Origin of the sequence: Allobosea sp. LjRoot90 (assembly GCF_964254315.1) — a bacterium.
Taxonomy (GTDB): Bacteria; Pseudomonadota; Alphaproteobacteria; order Rhizobiales; family Beijerinckiaceae; genus Allobosea.
This window is the reverse complement of sequence record NZ_CAXUTF020000001.1, coordinates 1,096,879-1,111,225: the sequence shown is the minus strand read 5'-3', so window position 1 is coordinate 1,111,225 and position 14,347 is coordinate 1,096,879. Positions and strand designations below refer to the sequence as shown.

Sequence of the window (14,347 nt, the reverse complement as noted above, 5' to 3'; positions counted from 1 at the left end):
GGATCGGCGGGTCGTTCGGCCTCCCGGGGCAGGACAGGCCCGGCGGCAAGGCATGGACGGGCATGAGAGCGCGTCTTCGAGCGATGCTCGATCCGGCGCTATCCTTCGGCGACCAGGCGCTCTCCAGTGCCTGCAATTTCCTGACGACGATCCTGCTCGCCCGGGCGTTGGGTCTCGAAGCCTTCGGCGTCTACACGATGGTTTGGCTTGCGATCTATTTCGCAATGAGCTTCCAGCTCGGCCTCATCGTCAGCCCGATGATGAGCATCGGTACGCAAGAGCGAGAGAGCGACGCCGAGGCCTACTACACCGTGGTCTTCCTCCACCAGGCCGGCTACGTCGTTGTCGCCACCACAGCGATCTTCGCCGTTCTGATGTTTGCGGCCGGCCCTGTCGCCTCTCTCGCCGACGTCGCGCTGCCGGGGGCGATGGCTGCAGCTTGCTATCTGACACAGGATTTCTTGCGACGTTACCTGTTCGTGCGCCGACGGCCCGCGGCTGTTCTCCTGATCGACGCGATCAATCAGGTCCTCAAGCTCGGGGCGCTCGCGGCGCTCTGGCAGGCCGGGACGATCAGCGTAGCAAATGCTCTGTGGGCCGTCGCCGGCGCTGCGATGGTCTCGACGGTCTGCGGCTTGAGCATGTCGGGGCCTCTCCTGTGGAGGCCGCAAATCCTGATCAGCGTCACCAGGCGGCAATGGCGGTCGGCGCGGTGGCTGGTTCTGTCCGGCTCCGTGCAATGGGTGCTCAGTTATAGCGGCCTCCTGGTCACGGCCGGGCTCTTCGGGCCCAAGGTTCTCGGCGCGCTAAGGGCGGCGCAGAGCCTGCTCGCCGTTCTCAATGTGGTGCGGGAGGCGCTGGAGAACATCGTCCCACCAATGGCCGGGAAGGCTCTCGCCGAGGACGGCATGCCCGGTCTCCAGAGAACCCTCGGTCGCGCCATGCTGTTCGCCGTTCTGACCGGTTCGGCGGTGGTCCTTGGCCTCGGGCTGTTCGGCCCCTGGCTGCTGCACCAGCTCTATGGCGGCGAGATCCTCGAATTCGACTGGGTGATCATCTGGTATTCCTTCGCCTTCCCCATGGCGCTGATGAGCGTGGTGCTCGGCTGCGCCTTCCGGGCGTTGGAGCGCACGCGGGCGGTTTTCCTCGCAGCGCTCATCGGAGGCTGTCTCAACCTGCTGGTGGTCTATCCAGCGGCGGTCGTCTTCGGCGTGGCGGGGTTGATTGCGGTCACCCTCCTGTCGGAGCTCGCCGTCCTGGCCGTCCTGACGCTACTGGCGTTCCGGATCCCGGGCCTTCTGGCAAGCCGCTCGCTGAAGCAAGGCCAAGCCGGCGGCGTGATCGCGGCGCCCACGCCATGATGCCGCTACCGCCCTCTGAGATACATCTCTGGTGTTGCCGCGTCGATCTCGGCGCGGCGCAAGCGGCGCAGCGGCGCGCGATCCTCTCCGACGATGAGCGCGACCGTGCCGACCGCTTCCATGATGCGAAAGCGCGGATCGCCTTCATCGTGGCGCGGAACTGGCTGCGGCGCGTCCTGGCTCTCTACACCCCTGTCCCTCCGCCGCAGCTTCGTTTCGGCGAGACCGCGTTCGGCAAGCCGTTTCTCGCGAACGATGAGAGCGGATCGCGTCTCGCCTTCAATCTCAGCCATTCCGGAGAACTCGCGATCGTCGCGGTGGCGGACGGGATTTCGGTCGGCATCGACATCGAGCGCATCCGGCCGGTCTCGGCCGACCTGTTGGCCGGCTGCCTTGCGCCGCGGGAATTCGCGACGCTCTCGGCTCTGGCGCCGACGCTGCGCCAGGAATCCTTTATTCGCTGCTGGACGCGCAAGGAGGCCTGCCTGAAAGCGATCGGCATCGGCCTCAATGGCTCGCCGGCAAGTTTCGAGGTCTCGTTCGATCCATTTGGGGCGCGGCTTCTGACGGTCGGGTCCGACCCAACCGAGGCCGAACTCTGGCAGCTCGCCGATCTGGAGCCGGCGCCAGGCTATTGCGGCACGCTGGCCGCGCGGCATCGTGGCTGGTCCCCCGTTTGGATGGCCCGGCCGTAATTCTCGGGGGGCGACGAAGGCTTGCCGTCAGGGTCGATCCCGACCTGTAGCCTCGGCGATCCGCTCGGCCATGGTTCGTGAACCGGATTCGGAGAACGCTCCCTCATGGCCTTCGCCGTCGACGGCAAAGCAGGGCGTGTCGGGAGCAAGATGGCCCGCCCAGCCCAGGGTGGCATCCGGCGGCCAGCCGGGCGGGATCGCACCGCTCCGGAAGACCAGTACGCGCCCGTCATAACTCGGTAGCGCATAGCGTTGGATCAGGGCCTCGAGCTCATCGGTCGTCCGCCAGAAATCGGCTTCGTCAGCCGCCTCTTCGGCCGGGCGCCAGAAGATCAGGCGTTTTGCCTGCCGGACGGCGGCGGTCGATTGTAGCCAGAACGACATCCGCGTCACAAAGCTCCGCGGCCCGGCCTGCCAGAACCGCTTGGCGAAGCGGCCGGCGCGCCTCAGCCTGAAACGCAGGCGCGCGCTGTAGGGCTGTCGCAGGAAGTAGCCGGGCGCCCAGCAGTCGATCAGCACCACCAGATCGACCTGCCTTCCGCTTGCTACCAGCTGCCTTGCAACCTCCAGGGCGATCACGCCTGACCGGCAGAAGCCCGCAAGCCGATACCGGCCATCCGGCTTGGTCGCGATGATCGCGTCGCAGTACGCCGCGGCCAGCTGCTCGATCGAGGTCGGCGCTGCACCGTTCACCAGCGGATCGAGCAGTTGCAGTGCGGCGAAGGGCTGATCGGGGCCGAGCTCATGCGATAGCGGCCGATAGAGACGCAGGTTATGGGCTGTGTGATTGAGCGCGAACACGGTCGGCTGCGTACCGGTCTGCTGCAGCCAGGTACGACGCAGCGCCGTCGCATCGATCACAGGTGGCGCCACCGGAGTAGCCGGCAGCCAGAGCGGGGACGCGATCGGCAACGAGGTCGGCACCGGCCGCGGCAGATGCGCGGTCGGGTTGGCGACGAGCGCCTCCGCCAGGTTCTCGAACTGCGCTGCCAGCTCGCTCGCGGTCGCCTCGTCATAGAGGTCGCGATGGTACTCGCAGGTCAGGCGCCAGCCTTCCTCGCGCTCGACCAGGATGAAGTTGAGATCATAGAGCGCGCCCGGCAGGGGCGAGGGAATTCCCGACAGCTGGAAGCTGTCATTGGCGAGTTCGCCAATGAAGGCGCGCTGGACGATGAAGTTGACCGAGATCGGCGGCCGGCTGGCGTCGCCGCTGCCGGGGAGCAGCGCGACGAGTTTGCCGAACGGCCATTGATGATGATCGACCGCCTCCTCGAACGTGTCACGGGCGGCCCGGCAAAGATCGAGGAAGTTCTGCTCCTCAGAGATCCTGGTGCGCAGCACGAGCGTGTTGACGAAGGGACCGACGATCGCCTCCAGCTCGACATCGTCGCGGTTCGCCATCTGCGTGCTCAGCACGATGTCCGACGCACCGGTGCGTTGCCGAATCAATGTCAGGAGAACGGCGTAAGCCGCTGAAAAGAAGGTCGTACCTTCCTTACGAGCGAGATCGGCCAGTCCCGAAGTCAGGCCGCGCGGAAGCAGCCGCGAGAGCGAGGCGCCATTCACGCTTCGCGTTGTCGGCCGTTGGCGATCGCCCGGCACCTCGACGAAAGGCAGATCAGCGAGCTGGCGTTGCCAATAGGCTTCCTCCCGCGCGAGCCCGCCGTCCGCCATGCCGTCATGGCTTCCCTCGGCGAAGTCGGAATATTGGAGAGGGAGTTCGGAGAGGACCGGTTCGCGGCCACGGCCGAGCGCCTGATAGGCCGCCACGAAATCCTTGGCGATAATGCCCATCGACCAGCCGTCGCTGACGATGTGGTGGGCGACGACCAGGATCACGGCCTCGGCGCGACTCTTGCGCAGCAATGTCGCCCGCAGCAGCGGAGCTTCGCCAAGATCGAAGCGCGTGCATGCCTCACCTTGGGCGATGCGATCGGCCTCCCTGGTCCGATCCGCCTCGGGCAGGCCGGACAGGTCGATCTCCGGCAGCTTGAAGGCAATGTGTTCGGCGATGGCCTGAACGAGGCGGCCGTCCTCCAGCCGGATCGCCGTCCGCAGGGATTCGTGGCGGTGAAGGATCGCCTGAAACGCATCCTGAGCGAGCGACGCATCGAGGTGACCCCGTATCCGCCATTTGACGGCGATGTTGAGCGCCGGCGCACCCGGGTCCTTGGCGTCGATCTCCCAGTAGCGCTCCTGCGCCGACGAGCACCGCGCCGTCGCGACGATACGGTCCGGCTCGTGGGGATGGGGTTCCGGTTCGCGCGTGAACTGATTTGCCATGGCCTCGTTCACCCTCTCTCGCGCTGTGAGGCGGGGCTCTGCTCGCCCGGTTGCACTTCATCGCGCGGGCGCCGCCATGGCCGCTTCCAGAACGTCGCGGCAGGGGCGGTGGCTTCAGGGACGGCCCCCTCGGGAAGCGCTGCTGCGACGGCGGCGATCGTCCGGTTCCGGAAGAAATCCCGGGCGGCGAGCTTGAGGCCTTCGCGGCGGGCGCGACTGGTGATCTGGAAGATGCTGAGAGAGTCGGCGCCGAGATCGAACAGGTCGTCATCGACGCCGATACCCTCGCGCCGCAGCACCTCGGTCCAGATGCGGATCAGCGTCTCCTCGACGGGCGTTCGCGGCATCACTTTGTCAGCCTTCGCCGGTGCGCTCTGGGCATCAGGCGCCGGAAGCGCGGCGCGATCGAGCTTGCCGCTCGGGTTCAGCGGCAGGGCGGGCAGACCGACCCAGGCGGTCGGGATCATGTAGTCCGGTAATTCCTGCGCCAGCGTGGCTCGCAATTCGGCCGGCGGCGGGCTTTCCCCACCGGTGACGTAGTAGCAGACCAGCCGCGGCTCGCCGGGCACGTCCTCGCGCAGGATTACGGCCGAGACGATTCCGGTCTTGCGGGCGAGGACAGCCTCGATCTCGCCAGGTTCGATGCGGAAGCCGCGCAGCTTCACCTGATGGTCGAGGCGCCCGAGATGCAGGATTCGCCCGTCCGGAAGGTATTTGGCGCGGTCGCCGGTGCGGTAGGCCTTGGCGCTCGTCCCGGGGTCGACCGGATTGGTGATGAAGCTCTTAGCCGTGAGTTTCGGGTTGTTGGCATAGCCGCGCGCCAGGCCGGTGCCGGCGATCAGGAGCTCACCAGGAATGCCGACGCCGACGGGCTCGTTGTTGTCGTCGACGACGTAGAACTGCGTGTTGGCGATTGGCAGGCCGATCGTGATGACCTCGTCATCCGGCTGGATGCGGGCGACCGAGGACCAGATCGTGGTCTCGGTCGGGCCGTACATGTTCCAGAGCTCGCCGCCGCCTTCGAGCAGTTTGCTGGCGAGGTCGAGCGGGAGTGCTTCGCCGCCACAAAGCATGCGCAGGCCCGGCCGCGAGCGGAAGCCGGCTTCGAGCAGCAGGCGCCAGGTCATCGGCGTCGCCTGCAATACGCTTGCGCCGCTCTGCTCCAGCCGCGCCAGAAGCTCGGTGCCGTCCTTAGTCTCGTCCGCGGTCGCGATCGCGATCCGTCCGCCCTGGATCAACGGCAGCAGCAATTCCAGCGCTGCGATGTCGAAGGTCACCGTCGTGATCGCGAGCATCGTGTCCGAGCTGATGAAGCCTGGTTCTTTCGCCATTGAAAACAGCAGGTTGGACAGCCCGCCATGGGTGACCTCGACGCCCTTCGGCGCGCCGGTCGAGCCCGAGGTGTAGATCACATAGGCCAGGTGATCGGGCGTGGTCGCCGCCGTCCTGATCCCGGCGAGGTTGGCCGTGGTCTGGTCGACATCGATCAGCATGACGCGCTCGTCCGGCTCGACGACGGCCGGGTCGAGCAAGCCCGCGGTCAGGAGAGCGACGGCCTCCGAATCCCGCAGGATCCGCTGAATCCGCGCTTTCGGCATCACAGGGTCGAGCGGCACATAGGGGAAGCCCGCCTTGAGGGCGCCCAGCATGCCCGCCACGAGCGCCGGCGAGCGTTCGATCAGCAGGCCGATGCGGCTTTCGGGTGCGTCGACACGGGCCGTCAGCTCGGCTGCGATCCGGTCGGCCCAGGCATTCAGGGCGGCATAGGAGAGCTGCTGGTCGCCACACGATACGGCAATCGCCTCCGGCTGCTGCTGAACCTGCCGTTCGAAGGCCTGAATCGTTCCGTCATCGAGCTGGAACGCAACCTGGGTGTCGTTGATCTCGGAGACGAGCCGTTGGCGCTCGTCGCCCTCGATCAGCGGCATCGCAGCGATGACCATGTCGGGGTTCGCGACGAAGGCAGCGAGCAGCGTGCGGTAATGCCCGAGCCAGCGGTCGATGGTCGCGGCGTCGAAGAGATCGGCGCCATAGCAGCAATCGATCCGCAGCCCCTCATCGGATTCGCCGATGTTGAAATAGAGATCGAAGGTGGAGAAGGCCTTGGGGTTCGGCTCGGCGCCGGCCTTGGTCCCCGGGCCGAAGTCGAGATTGCCTGCCAGCCGTTCGAGATTGAACTGGACCTCGACGAGCGGCAGCCGCCCGGACACAGGCGGGACGCGCAGCCGCTTCAGCAGCGCACCGAGCGTGAAGCTCTGATGGTCGTAGGCATCGAGGATGATGCGCCCGACCTTGTCGAGATGGGTCGAGAACGGCTCGGCCGGGTCGATCCCGCCGCGGATCGGCAGGAAGTTGACGCAGTGGCCAACCGGGGAGGGACCTTCGAGCAGAGATTGGCCGGCAGCGGGAACGCCGATGACGGGATCGCGCTGGCCGGAGAGCCGTAGCAGCAGCACCTGGAAGCCGGTGAAGAGCGTTGCGAAGAGCGTCCGCCGGCGTTTGGCGCCCGCCGCCTTCACCTTGCGATAGAGCTCGGCGTCGATGAAGCTCGTGCGCGTGCCGCCACGGAAGCTGCGCTGAGCTTGCCGCGGCCGGTCGGCCGGCAATTCGAGCGGAGCCGGAAGCTCCGCGAACATCCCGGTCCAGTAGGTCGCGGCTTCTTCTGTGCGCACGTCATGCCGGGTTGCCGTCGCGTATTCCGCGAAGGACATTGGCGCCGTCAGGGAACCCACGCCGGAGCGGTAGGCGGTCGCGATCTCGTCGAGCAGGACGTTGGTCGACCAGCCGTCGCAGACGATGTGATGCGCCGAGAGGATCAGCACGTGCTTCCGCTCGCCGAGACGGATGATCTCGGCTTCCGCGACCGGCCCCTGCACAAGGTCGTAAGGGCGGCTCGCATAGGTCTCGATCCGGGCGTGGAACGCGGCCTGCGGATCGGGCTCGCCGCACAGGTCGCTGATCGCGATCGGGAAGGCCCCCGACGGAGAAATCCGCATCGTCTCGCCGTCAGGCGAGAACCGCGCGTTGAGGATCGCGTGCCTGGCCGCGACCTGCCTGACGGCCTCGGCGAGACGGAGCGGATCAATATCGCCGTCGAGCGTCAGGCTGACGGATTCGTTGAAGGCTGCGCTGGCCTCCGGGCCGGTCTGGTCCGACAGCCAGATTTCGCTCTGGGCTTCAGTGAGCGGAAGCTCGATCTCCGGCGGCCCGATGGGGGTATCCGGCAGACGGGTTTCGGCTGCTGCTCCGGGCAGCATCCCGTCCCGGCGCATGAGGTCGAGGCTGTCCTCGAAGGCGGCGATGATCGCCGCGATCTCGGCATCGCCGTGCTGGGTCGTCAGGAAGCAGGGATAGTGTTCCTGGATGAAGATGCCGCGGGCGCGCAAATGGTAGTGCAGCAGGCTGCCGAGCCTGTGATCGCGGCCCGGCTCGAAGTAGAACACACTGCCATAGCTCTCGATCGGCACATCCCAGCCGACCTTCGCGAAGACGCTCCGCAGTTCCTCGACAAGGTGCTGCATGCGCTGCGTCAGCGCCTCATTCAGCGCCGCGCCCTTCTCCTTGACGTGCTTCAGCACGGCGACCGTCGCAGCGAGTGCAAGCGGGTGCCTGACGAAGGTTCCGGCGAAGAAGGTCACGCCGACCTCGGGCGCGCTGTCGTCGCCGAAGCGCCAGGCGCCGCCGTCGAGCGCATCCATGAAGCGGGGTTCGCCCGCCAAGAGGCCGACCGGTAGTCCGCCGCCGACGACCTTGCCGTAGGTGGCAAGGTCAGGCCGGATGCCGAGCAGGGCTTGCACGCCGGCGGGGTGGACCCTGAAGCCGGTCACGACCTCGTCGAAGACCAGCGCCGTGCCGCTCTGTTCGGTGATTGTGCGCAGCTCCTTTAGGAAGGCGGCGGGCAGGTAGCCCGGCCGGCGGCTCTGGACCGGCTCGACCAGGACGGCGGCGAGCTCGTGCGCATGCTGGCGCAGCCAGGCGAGGCTCTCATCCGTGCCGTAGTCCAGCACGGTCATGCGTCCGACCGCCTCCGCCGGAATACCCGGTGCGGCGGGCACGGAACGGCGCTGTTCGCCAGCACCGACGCCGCGGACCAGGACCTCGTCGAACTGGCCGTGATAGGCGCCGGAAAAAGCAACGACGCGGTCGCGGCCGGTGACGGTCCGTGCGACACGCATCGCCGCCATCACGGCTTCGGAGCCGGTATTGCAGAAGGCGACGCGGGCGTGGCCGGTCAATTCGCAGAACAGCGTTGAGGCCTCGTGCGCGAGCGGCGATTGCGGGCCGATGGCGAAGCCGTCATTCAGCTGAGCCTGAACGGCCGCGACGACGAAGTCGGGCGCATGGCCGAAAGCGGTCTGGCCGTAGCCGTTGACGAGATCGATATAGGTGTTGCCGTCGACATCCCAGATCCGGGCGCCCTTCGCCCGGGCGGAGACGATCGGGTAGACCATTTCCTTCCAGTCTGCGGCGAAGCCGGAGACGGTGCGGGGGTCGGCCAGAACCGGACGGTGCTGGTCCGCCAGCCGCTTCGACGCCGCAGTCTTGCCGACATAGAGCTTCGTCAGCCGGTCGATATGGCTGCGCTGGGCCTCGGTGAGGGGTTCGCTGCCCGTGCGGATCAGCGGCTTGAAGCGTGCGGCCGGACTGGCGGTGGCGCTGCTCGCCACAGGAGAGGGAGCGGACACTGGCGGAGGTTGGACGGCCAGCGGGGACGGCACGGGAGCCGAGGATTGCAAGACAGGCGCTGCTGCCTCGATGGCTGGCGCTGCGGCCTGGCCGCCCAAGGCCTGGAGCTGACGCTCCATCAACCGTGACATCACGTCGAGCTGCTCGCGCATGAGCGCGTTCAGGCCTGAGCCAGCCGGTCGCTCCGCGGGGATCGCAGGAACAGCCGCGACGGGAACGGCGGCGGTGGTTTGGGGAGGCGGAGCCGGCACCGCGACTTGAATGGGGGCAGCCGGTTTCGCGGCTTCCTGCGGGCGAAGCTCGGCGATGTAGCGCGTCACCTCGTCGACGCTTGGCAGATCGTCGAGGAGCTGCCGGAAGCGGATCTGGATGCCGAAGGTCGTCTGCAGGCTCTGTGCCGCCTGCGTCAGCAAGAGCGAGTCGAAGCCGAGCTCGAGGAAGCTCGCGCCTGTCTCATCCGCACCGAAGGGGCGCCCCGACAGGTTCTCGAAGATCGCGGCGACCCGGCCGCCGAGCTCCGAACGGCCCAGGGGGATGTCGGTGTCAGCGTGGCGGTCCATATCCGGTTCCTGCTCGGGTTGAGTGGGAAGAGGTTGATCGGGCGCCGCCGGCAGAGCCGGTGCGACAGCAGGCGCTTCGACCCAGTGCCGGCTGCGTTCGAAGGGATAGGTCGGGAGCGAGACGCGCCCTGGCTTGCCGCCGGCCTGGTAGGCCGTCCAATCGGGCGTGATCCCGGTGGCCCAGAGGCGTCCAAGCGCTGCAGCGAGCATGCCTTCGGCGTCGCCTTGCGCATCGGGCAGGCAGGAGATGGCGGCCCGGCCGGCGCCTGCCCCTTGCAACGCGAAACTCGCAAGCGCAGCACCGGGCCCCACCTCGAGCAGAACGGGGGAGAGGCTGCGCGCCAGGGTGGCGATGCCGCCGGCAAAGCGGACGGGTTCGCGCGCATGCCGCGCCCAATAGGAGGGATCGGTCGTCTGTTCGGCGGTGACCCAATCGCCGGTCACGCCAGAGATGTAGGGCAGCTCCGGCGCTTGCAGGCGGATTGCCGCGACGGCCTCGGTGAAGGGCGCGATCAGCGGCTCGATCATGCCGGAATGGAAGGCATGCGAGGTCTGCAAGCGGCGATGCGTCACCCCGCGTTGAGAAAGCTCGGCCTCCAGCGCTTCGATCGCTTCGAACGGACCGGCGAGCACACTCATGCCGGGCGCATTGATGGCCGCCACGCAGACGCCGTTTCGGGCGAGCGCTGCAACCTCCGTATCGGGCAGGCGCACGGCGAGCATCGCACCGCCGGGCAGCTCCTGCATCATCCGGCCGCGCTTGGCGACGAGCGACAGCGCGTCCTCCAGCGAGAAGACGCCGGCGAGGCAGGCGGCAGCGAATTCACCGACGCTGTGGCCGATCATGGCGGAGGGCTGCAGGCCCCAGCTGATCAGAAGTTGCGCCAGTGCGTATTCGACCGTGAAGATCGCGGGCTGGGCGAGCAGCGTTGCCGACAGCCGCTCCGGATCGCCGCCATTGCTCGGATAGAGCACGCTGCGCAGGTCGAGCCCGAGCTCGGGTTTCAGCAGCTCGCAGCACAGATCGACCGTCCGGCGGAAGACCGGCTCGCCCGCATAGAGTTCCCGCGCCATCTGGGGGTATTGCGAGCCCTGTCCCGGGAACATGAAGACGAGATCGCCGGCGCCGGTCACAGCGGTGGCGCGTTCGGCATTCTGCTTGCGCAAGGCAGCGGCGGCTTCGACATGGCTACCGGCAACGACTGCGAGCCGGTGAGGGAAGGGCCGCCGCCCCATCTGCAAGGTGAAGGCGATGTCGGCAAGGCTCTGTTCGGGCTGGGTTTCGAGATGCCCCGCGAGCCGGCCCCGCACCTCGCCGAGCGCCGCCGCGCTGCGGGCCGAGAGCGTCAGGAGCTGGCTGCGGCGTGTCGTTGTCTCAGCTTCACGCGCAGGCGCCTGCTCCAGCACGAGGTGGACATTGGTTCCGCCGAACCCGAAGGCGCTGACGCCGGCGCGGCGGGGCCCGTCCTGACCGGCCCATTCCTGCGTATGGTCGGCGATGAAGAACGGGCTGTCGGGCAGCTCGAGCGCGGGGTTCGGCTGGGTGACGTGCAGGCTCGCCGGCAGTGTTCCGCTCTTCACCGCGAGCGAGGCCTTGATCAGTCCGGTGACGCCGGCTGCGGCATCGAGATGGCCGATATTGGATTTGACCGAGCCGAGCCCGCAGAAACCACGGTCCTCCGTCGTTAGGCGGAAGGCGGCGGTGAGACCCGCGACCTCGATCGGATCGCCCATCGGCGTGCCGGTGCCGTGGCATTCGACATAGCCGATCGAGCGCGCGTCGACATCGGCGGCGGCGTGGGCCATGGCGACCGCCGCGGCCTGGCCGTCGACGCTCGGGGCGGTGAAGCCGACCTTGCCGGCGCCGTCATTGTTGACGCCGACGCCGCGGATGACGGCGTAGATCTGGTCGCGATCCGCAACAGCATCCTCCAGTCGTTTCAAGACGACGAGGCCAGCGCCGCTGCCGAAGATCGTGCCGTTGGCGCTACTGTCGAAGGGGCGGCAATGGCCGTCCGTCGAGACGATGCCGCCCTCCTGGGCGAGATAGCCGCGTCGCTGCGGGAAGGTGATCGAGACGCCGCCCGCCAAGGCCATGTCGCAGCCATGGCAGAGCAGGTTCTGCACGGCCTGGGCAACCGCCAGCAGCGAGGTCGAGCAGGCGGACTGGACGGCGACGCAGGGACCGGTCAGGCCGAGCTTGTAGCCGATGCGCGTCGCAGTGAAGTCAGCGGCGGAACCGACCAGCATCGGCAGGTTGCCGACCTGGAAACCCGATGTGTAGTCGGCTAATGTCGAGCGGTCGTGAAGCAGGTTCTGCAGCAGGTAGGTGCTGGAGGTGGCGCCGGCGAAGACGCCGATGCACTGACCTGGGGCGGCAGGATCGTAGCCAGCGTCCTCGATCGCTTCCCAGGCGCATTCCAGCAACAGGCGCTGCTGCGGATCGGTGAGTGCCGCCTCGCGCGGCAGCATACCGAAGAACGGTGCGTCGAACAGATCGACACCGTCGAGAATGGGGCGCGCCGGAACAAAATTCGGAAGTGCACGCGTCGCCGCGTCGAAGCAGTCTTCGAGCTCGGCGGGATCGAACCTGGTGATGGATTCGACGCCATTCAGCAGGTTCTGCCAGAACGCACCGATCGTCTCTGCGCCGGGAAAGCGGCCGGCCATGCCGATGATGGCGATGGCCCGCTCGGGAAGCGGGTCAGTCATGGGAGCCGCCGATCGACACACTTGCAGGGAACGGGGTGGTCAGGCCGCGCGAGCGCAACCCGCGCTCGCGCGCCGCAGCGAGGCTGCCGAGCACACTGGGCTTCTGCGGCGTCAAATACCCGGCCAGCGCGCGCACATTCGGATAACGGTACAGGTCGACCAGGGCGAACCAGGGCAGGTCCCGAACAAGGCGTCGATGGAGTTCGGCGATCAGCAGCGAATTGCCGCCGATGTCGAAGAAATTGTCGTCAATGCCGACGAGATCGACCTGGAAAACATCTGCAACTGCTTCTGAGAACCGCTGTTCCATCGGGTTGCGGGGCGCAGCGTAGGGGGCGGCGGTCTCCGGTCGCGCGCGGCCCGGCGCCGGCAGCGCGGCGCGATCGAGCTTGCCGTTCACGGTCAGGGGTATGTCGGGCACGAAGACGAAGGCTGCCGGCACCATATGATCAGGCAGGATCTCGCCGAGATGGGCCTTGAGCACGGCCGGCGAGGGACGCTCCGTGCCACCGGCAACGAGATAGCCGACGAGACGTTCGTGCCCGTCATCGGAACGGAGCAGCACGGCCGCCTGCCTGATCGCGGGATGGGACATCAGCGCGGTCTCGATCTCGCCGAGCTCGACGCGAAAGCCCCGAATCTTTACCTGCTGATCGGCCCGCCCGAGATGTTCGTAATCGTCGTCATCGACCTGGCGCGCGAGGTCGCCGGAGCGGTAGAGCCGGGCGCCAGGCTTCTGCGGGTGCGGCACGAAGCGCGCGGCGGTCAGCTCTGGTCTGTTGAGATAACCGCGGGCGAGCCCGGCTCCGGCGACGAAGATCTCGCCGATCTCGCCGCGCGGCACCGGACGCAGGGTCTCGCCGTCGAGCAGCAGCAGTTCGAGGTCCGGGATCGGCCGGCCAATCAGGCTCGACCCTTGTTCGGCATCGGCAAGAGACAGGGGACGATAGGTGACATGCACCGTCGTTTCCGTGATCCCATACATGTTGACGAGATGCGCATGCTCGCCGCGGCGCTGGTACCAGCCGGCAAGGCGACGTGGGTCCAGCGCCTCGCCGCCGAAGATGACCAGCCGGAGAGCGAGCCGGTCGCGCCCGCTGCGGTCGTGATCGGCGCGGTCGAGGGCGGCGAAGGCTGACGGCGTCTGGTTGAGCACCGTGACGCCTTCATCGGCGAGCAGGCGCAAAAAGGCGGCGGGGTCTCGCGTTGTGCTCTCCGGCACGATCACCAGACGCCCGCCGTAAAGCAGTGCTCCCCAGATCTCCCAGACAGAGAAATCGAACGATACCGAATGGAACAGAGTCCAGACATCGCTGGGCCGGAAGCTGAACCAGGCCTGCGTCGCACTGAAGAGCCGTGTGACCGCGGCATCCTCGATGGCGACGCCCTTCGGCTTGCCGGTCGAGCCCGAGGTGTAGATCACATAGGCGAGGTCATCGGCCGCCGCCGGACGCCTCAGGGCCGGCTTGGGCACTGCATCGGCCTCTCCCGGAGAATGCGGATCGAGCCGCTGTCGACCGGCTGGCAGCCAGTCGAAATGTTCCGATGCGACGATGATCGAGGCGTCGGCATCCTCGACCATGAAAGCGAGGCGCTCACCCGGATAGGCCGGATCCAGCGGCAGATAGGCAGCTCCGCTCTTCAGGATGGCGAGCAGCGCTACGACCATGTCTAGCGAACGCGGCAGGCAGAGCCCGACGATCGCGCCCGGGCCGGCCCCCATGGCGGTCAGCCGGTCGGCCAACTTTTCCGCGCGCTCATCGAGCTCGGCATAGGAGAGATGGGCCGAGCCCAGTGAGAGCGCGACGGCCCGCGGTCGAGCGATGACCTGGGCGGCGAAGAGATCGATCAGGGTCGCTGATACTGAAGGAGCGACGGCGACGATGCGCTGATCGGATCGAGGCGCTTCCGGCCCGATGGCATGTTGGTCGGCAGCTCCAGAAAAATCGGGAGTGGCGATCACCTTGGGCCCGCGGCGACCTGAAGCCTTGCGGGTGGCTTTCCTGTCGATGGTCTGTGTCATGGGGGAAAGGCTATGCGCCAAGCCTGC

5 protein-coding genes are annotated in these 14,347 nt (G+C 67.4%); 2 read left to right on the top strand and 3 right to left on the bottom strand.

Annotated features, from left to right (window positions below):
- Positions 1-62: 62 nt before the first annotated feature.
- Entirely contained in the window at positions 63-1,361 is a 1,299-nt protein-coding gene (locus ACSQ3M_RS05290; RefSeq protein WP_436149001.1) for a lipopolysaccharide biosynthesis protein, read from the top strand.
- The gene (locus ACSQ3M_RS05285; RefSeq protein WP_436149000.1) at positions 1,358-2,056 is read left to right on the top strand and encodes a 4'-phosphopantetheinyl transferase family protein; all 699 of its coding nucleotides are present in this window, start codon (positions 1,358-1,360) and stop codon (positions 2,054-2,056) included. Before ACSQ3M_RS05290 ends, ACSQ3M_RS05285 begins: the two co-directional genes overlap by 4 nt.
- A 27-nt stretch (positions 2,057-2,083) precedes the next feature.
- Here ACSQ3M_RS05285 and ACSQ3M_RS05280 read toward each other — a convergent pair whose 3' ends face one another.
- From ACSQ3M_RS05280 to ACSQ3M_RS05270, 3 genes are read right to left on the bottom strand one after another with little or no spacing between them, the layout of a single operon-like run.
- A complete protein-coding gene (locus tag ACSQ3M_RS05280) occupies positions 2,084-4,339 on the bottom strand; it encodes a condensation domain-containing protein (RefSeq protein ID WP_436148999.1) in 2,256 nt (751 codons plus the stop codon).
- An 8-nt stretch (positions 4,340-4,347) separates the two neighbouring features.
- Positions 4,348-12,297, bottom strand: a complete 7,950-nt coding sequence (locus ACSQ3M_RS05275) for an amino acid adenylation domain-containing protein (RefSeq protein WP_436148998.1) — start codon at positions 12,295-12,297, stop codon at positions 4,348-4,350.
- Complete coding sequence (locus ACSQ3M_RS05270; RefSeq protein WP_436148997.1) at positions 12,290-14,320, bottom strand: amino acid adenylation domain-containing protein; 2,031 nt, start codon at positions 14,318-14,320, stop codon at positions 12,290-12,292. Before ACSQ3M_RS05270 ends, ACSQ3M_RS05275 begins: the two co-directional genes overlap by 8 nt.
- Positions 14,321-14,347 lie beyond the last annotated feature (27 nt).

Bases quoted from the DNA above. Each gene is read 5' to 3' on its own strand.
- ACSQ3M_RS05290 (WP_436149001.1), top strand. From the start codon at position 63: ATGAGAGCGCGTCTTCGAGCGATGCTCGATCCGGCGCTATCCTTCGGC.
- ACSQ3M_RS05285 (WP_436149000.1), top strand. From the start codon at position 1,358: ATGATGCCGCTACCGCCCTCTGAGATACATCTCTGGTGTTGCCGCGTC.
- ACSQ3M_RS05280 (WP_436148999.1), bottom strand. From the start codon at position 4,339: ATGGCAAATCAGTTCACGCGCGAACCGGAACCCCATCCCCACGAGCCG.
- ACSQ3M_RS05275 (WP_436148998.1), bottom strand. From the start codon at position 12,297: ATGACTGACCCGCTTCCCGAGCGGGCCATCGCCATCATCGGCATGGCC.
- ACSQ3M_RS05270 (WP_436148997.1), bottom strand. From the start codon at position 14,320: ATGACACAGACCATCGACAGGAAAGCCACCCGCAAGGCTTCAGGTCGC.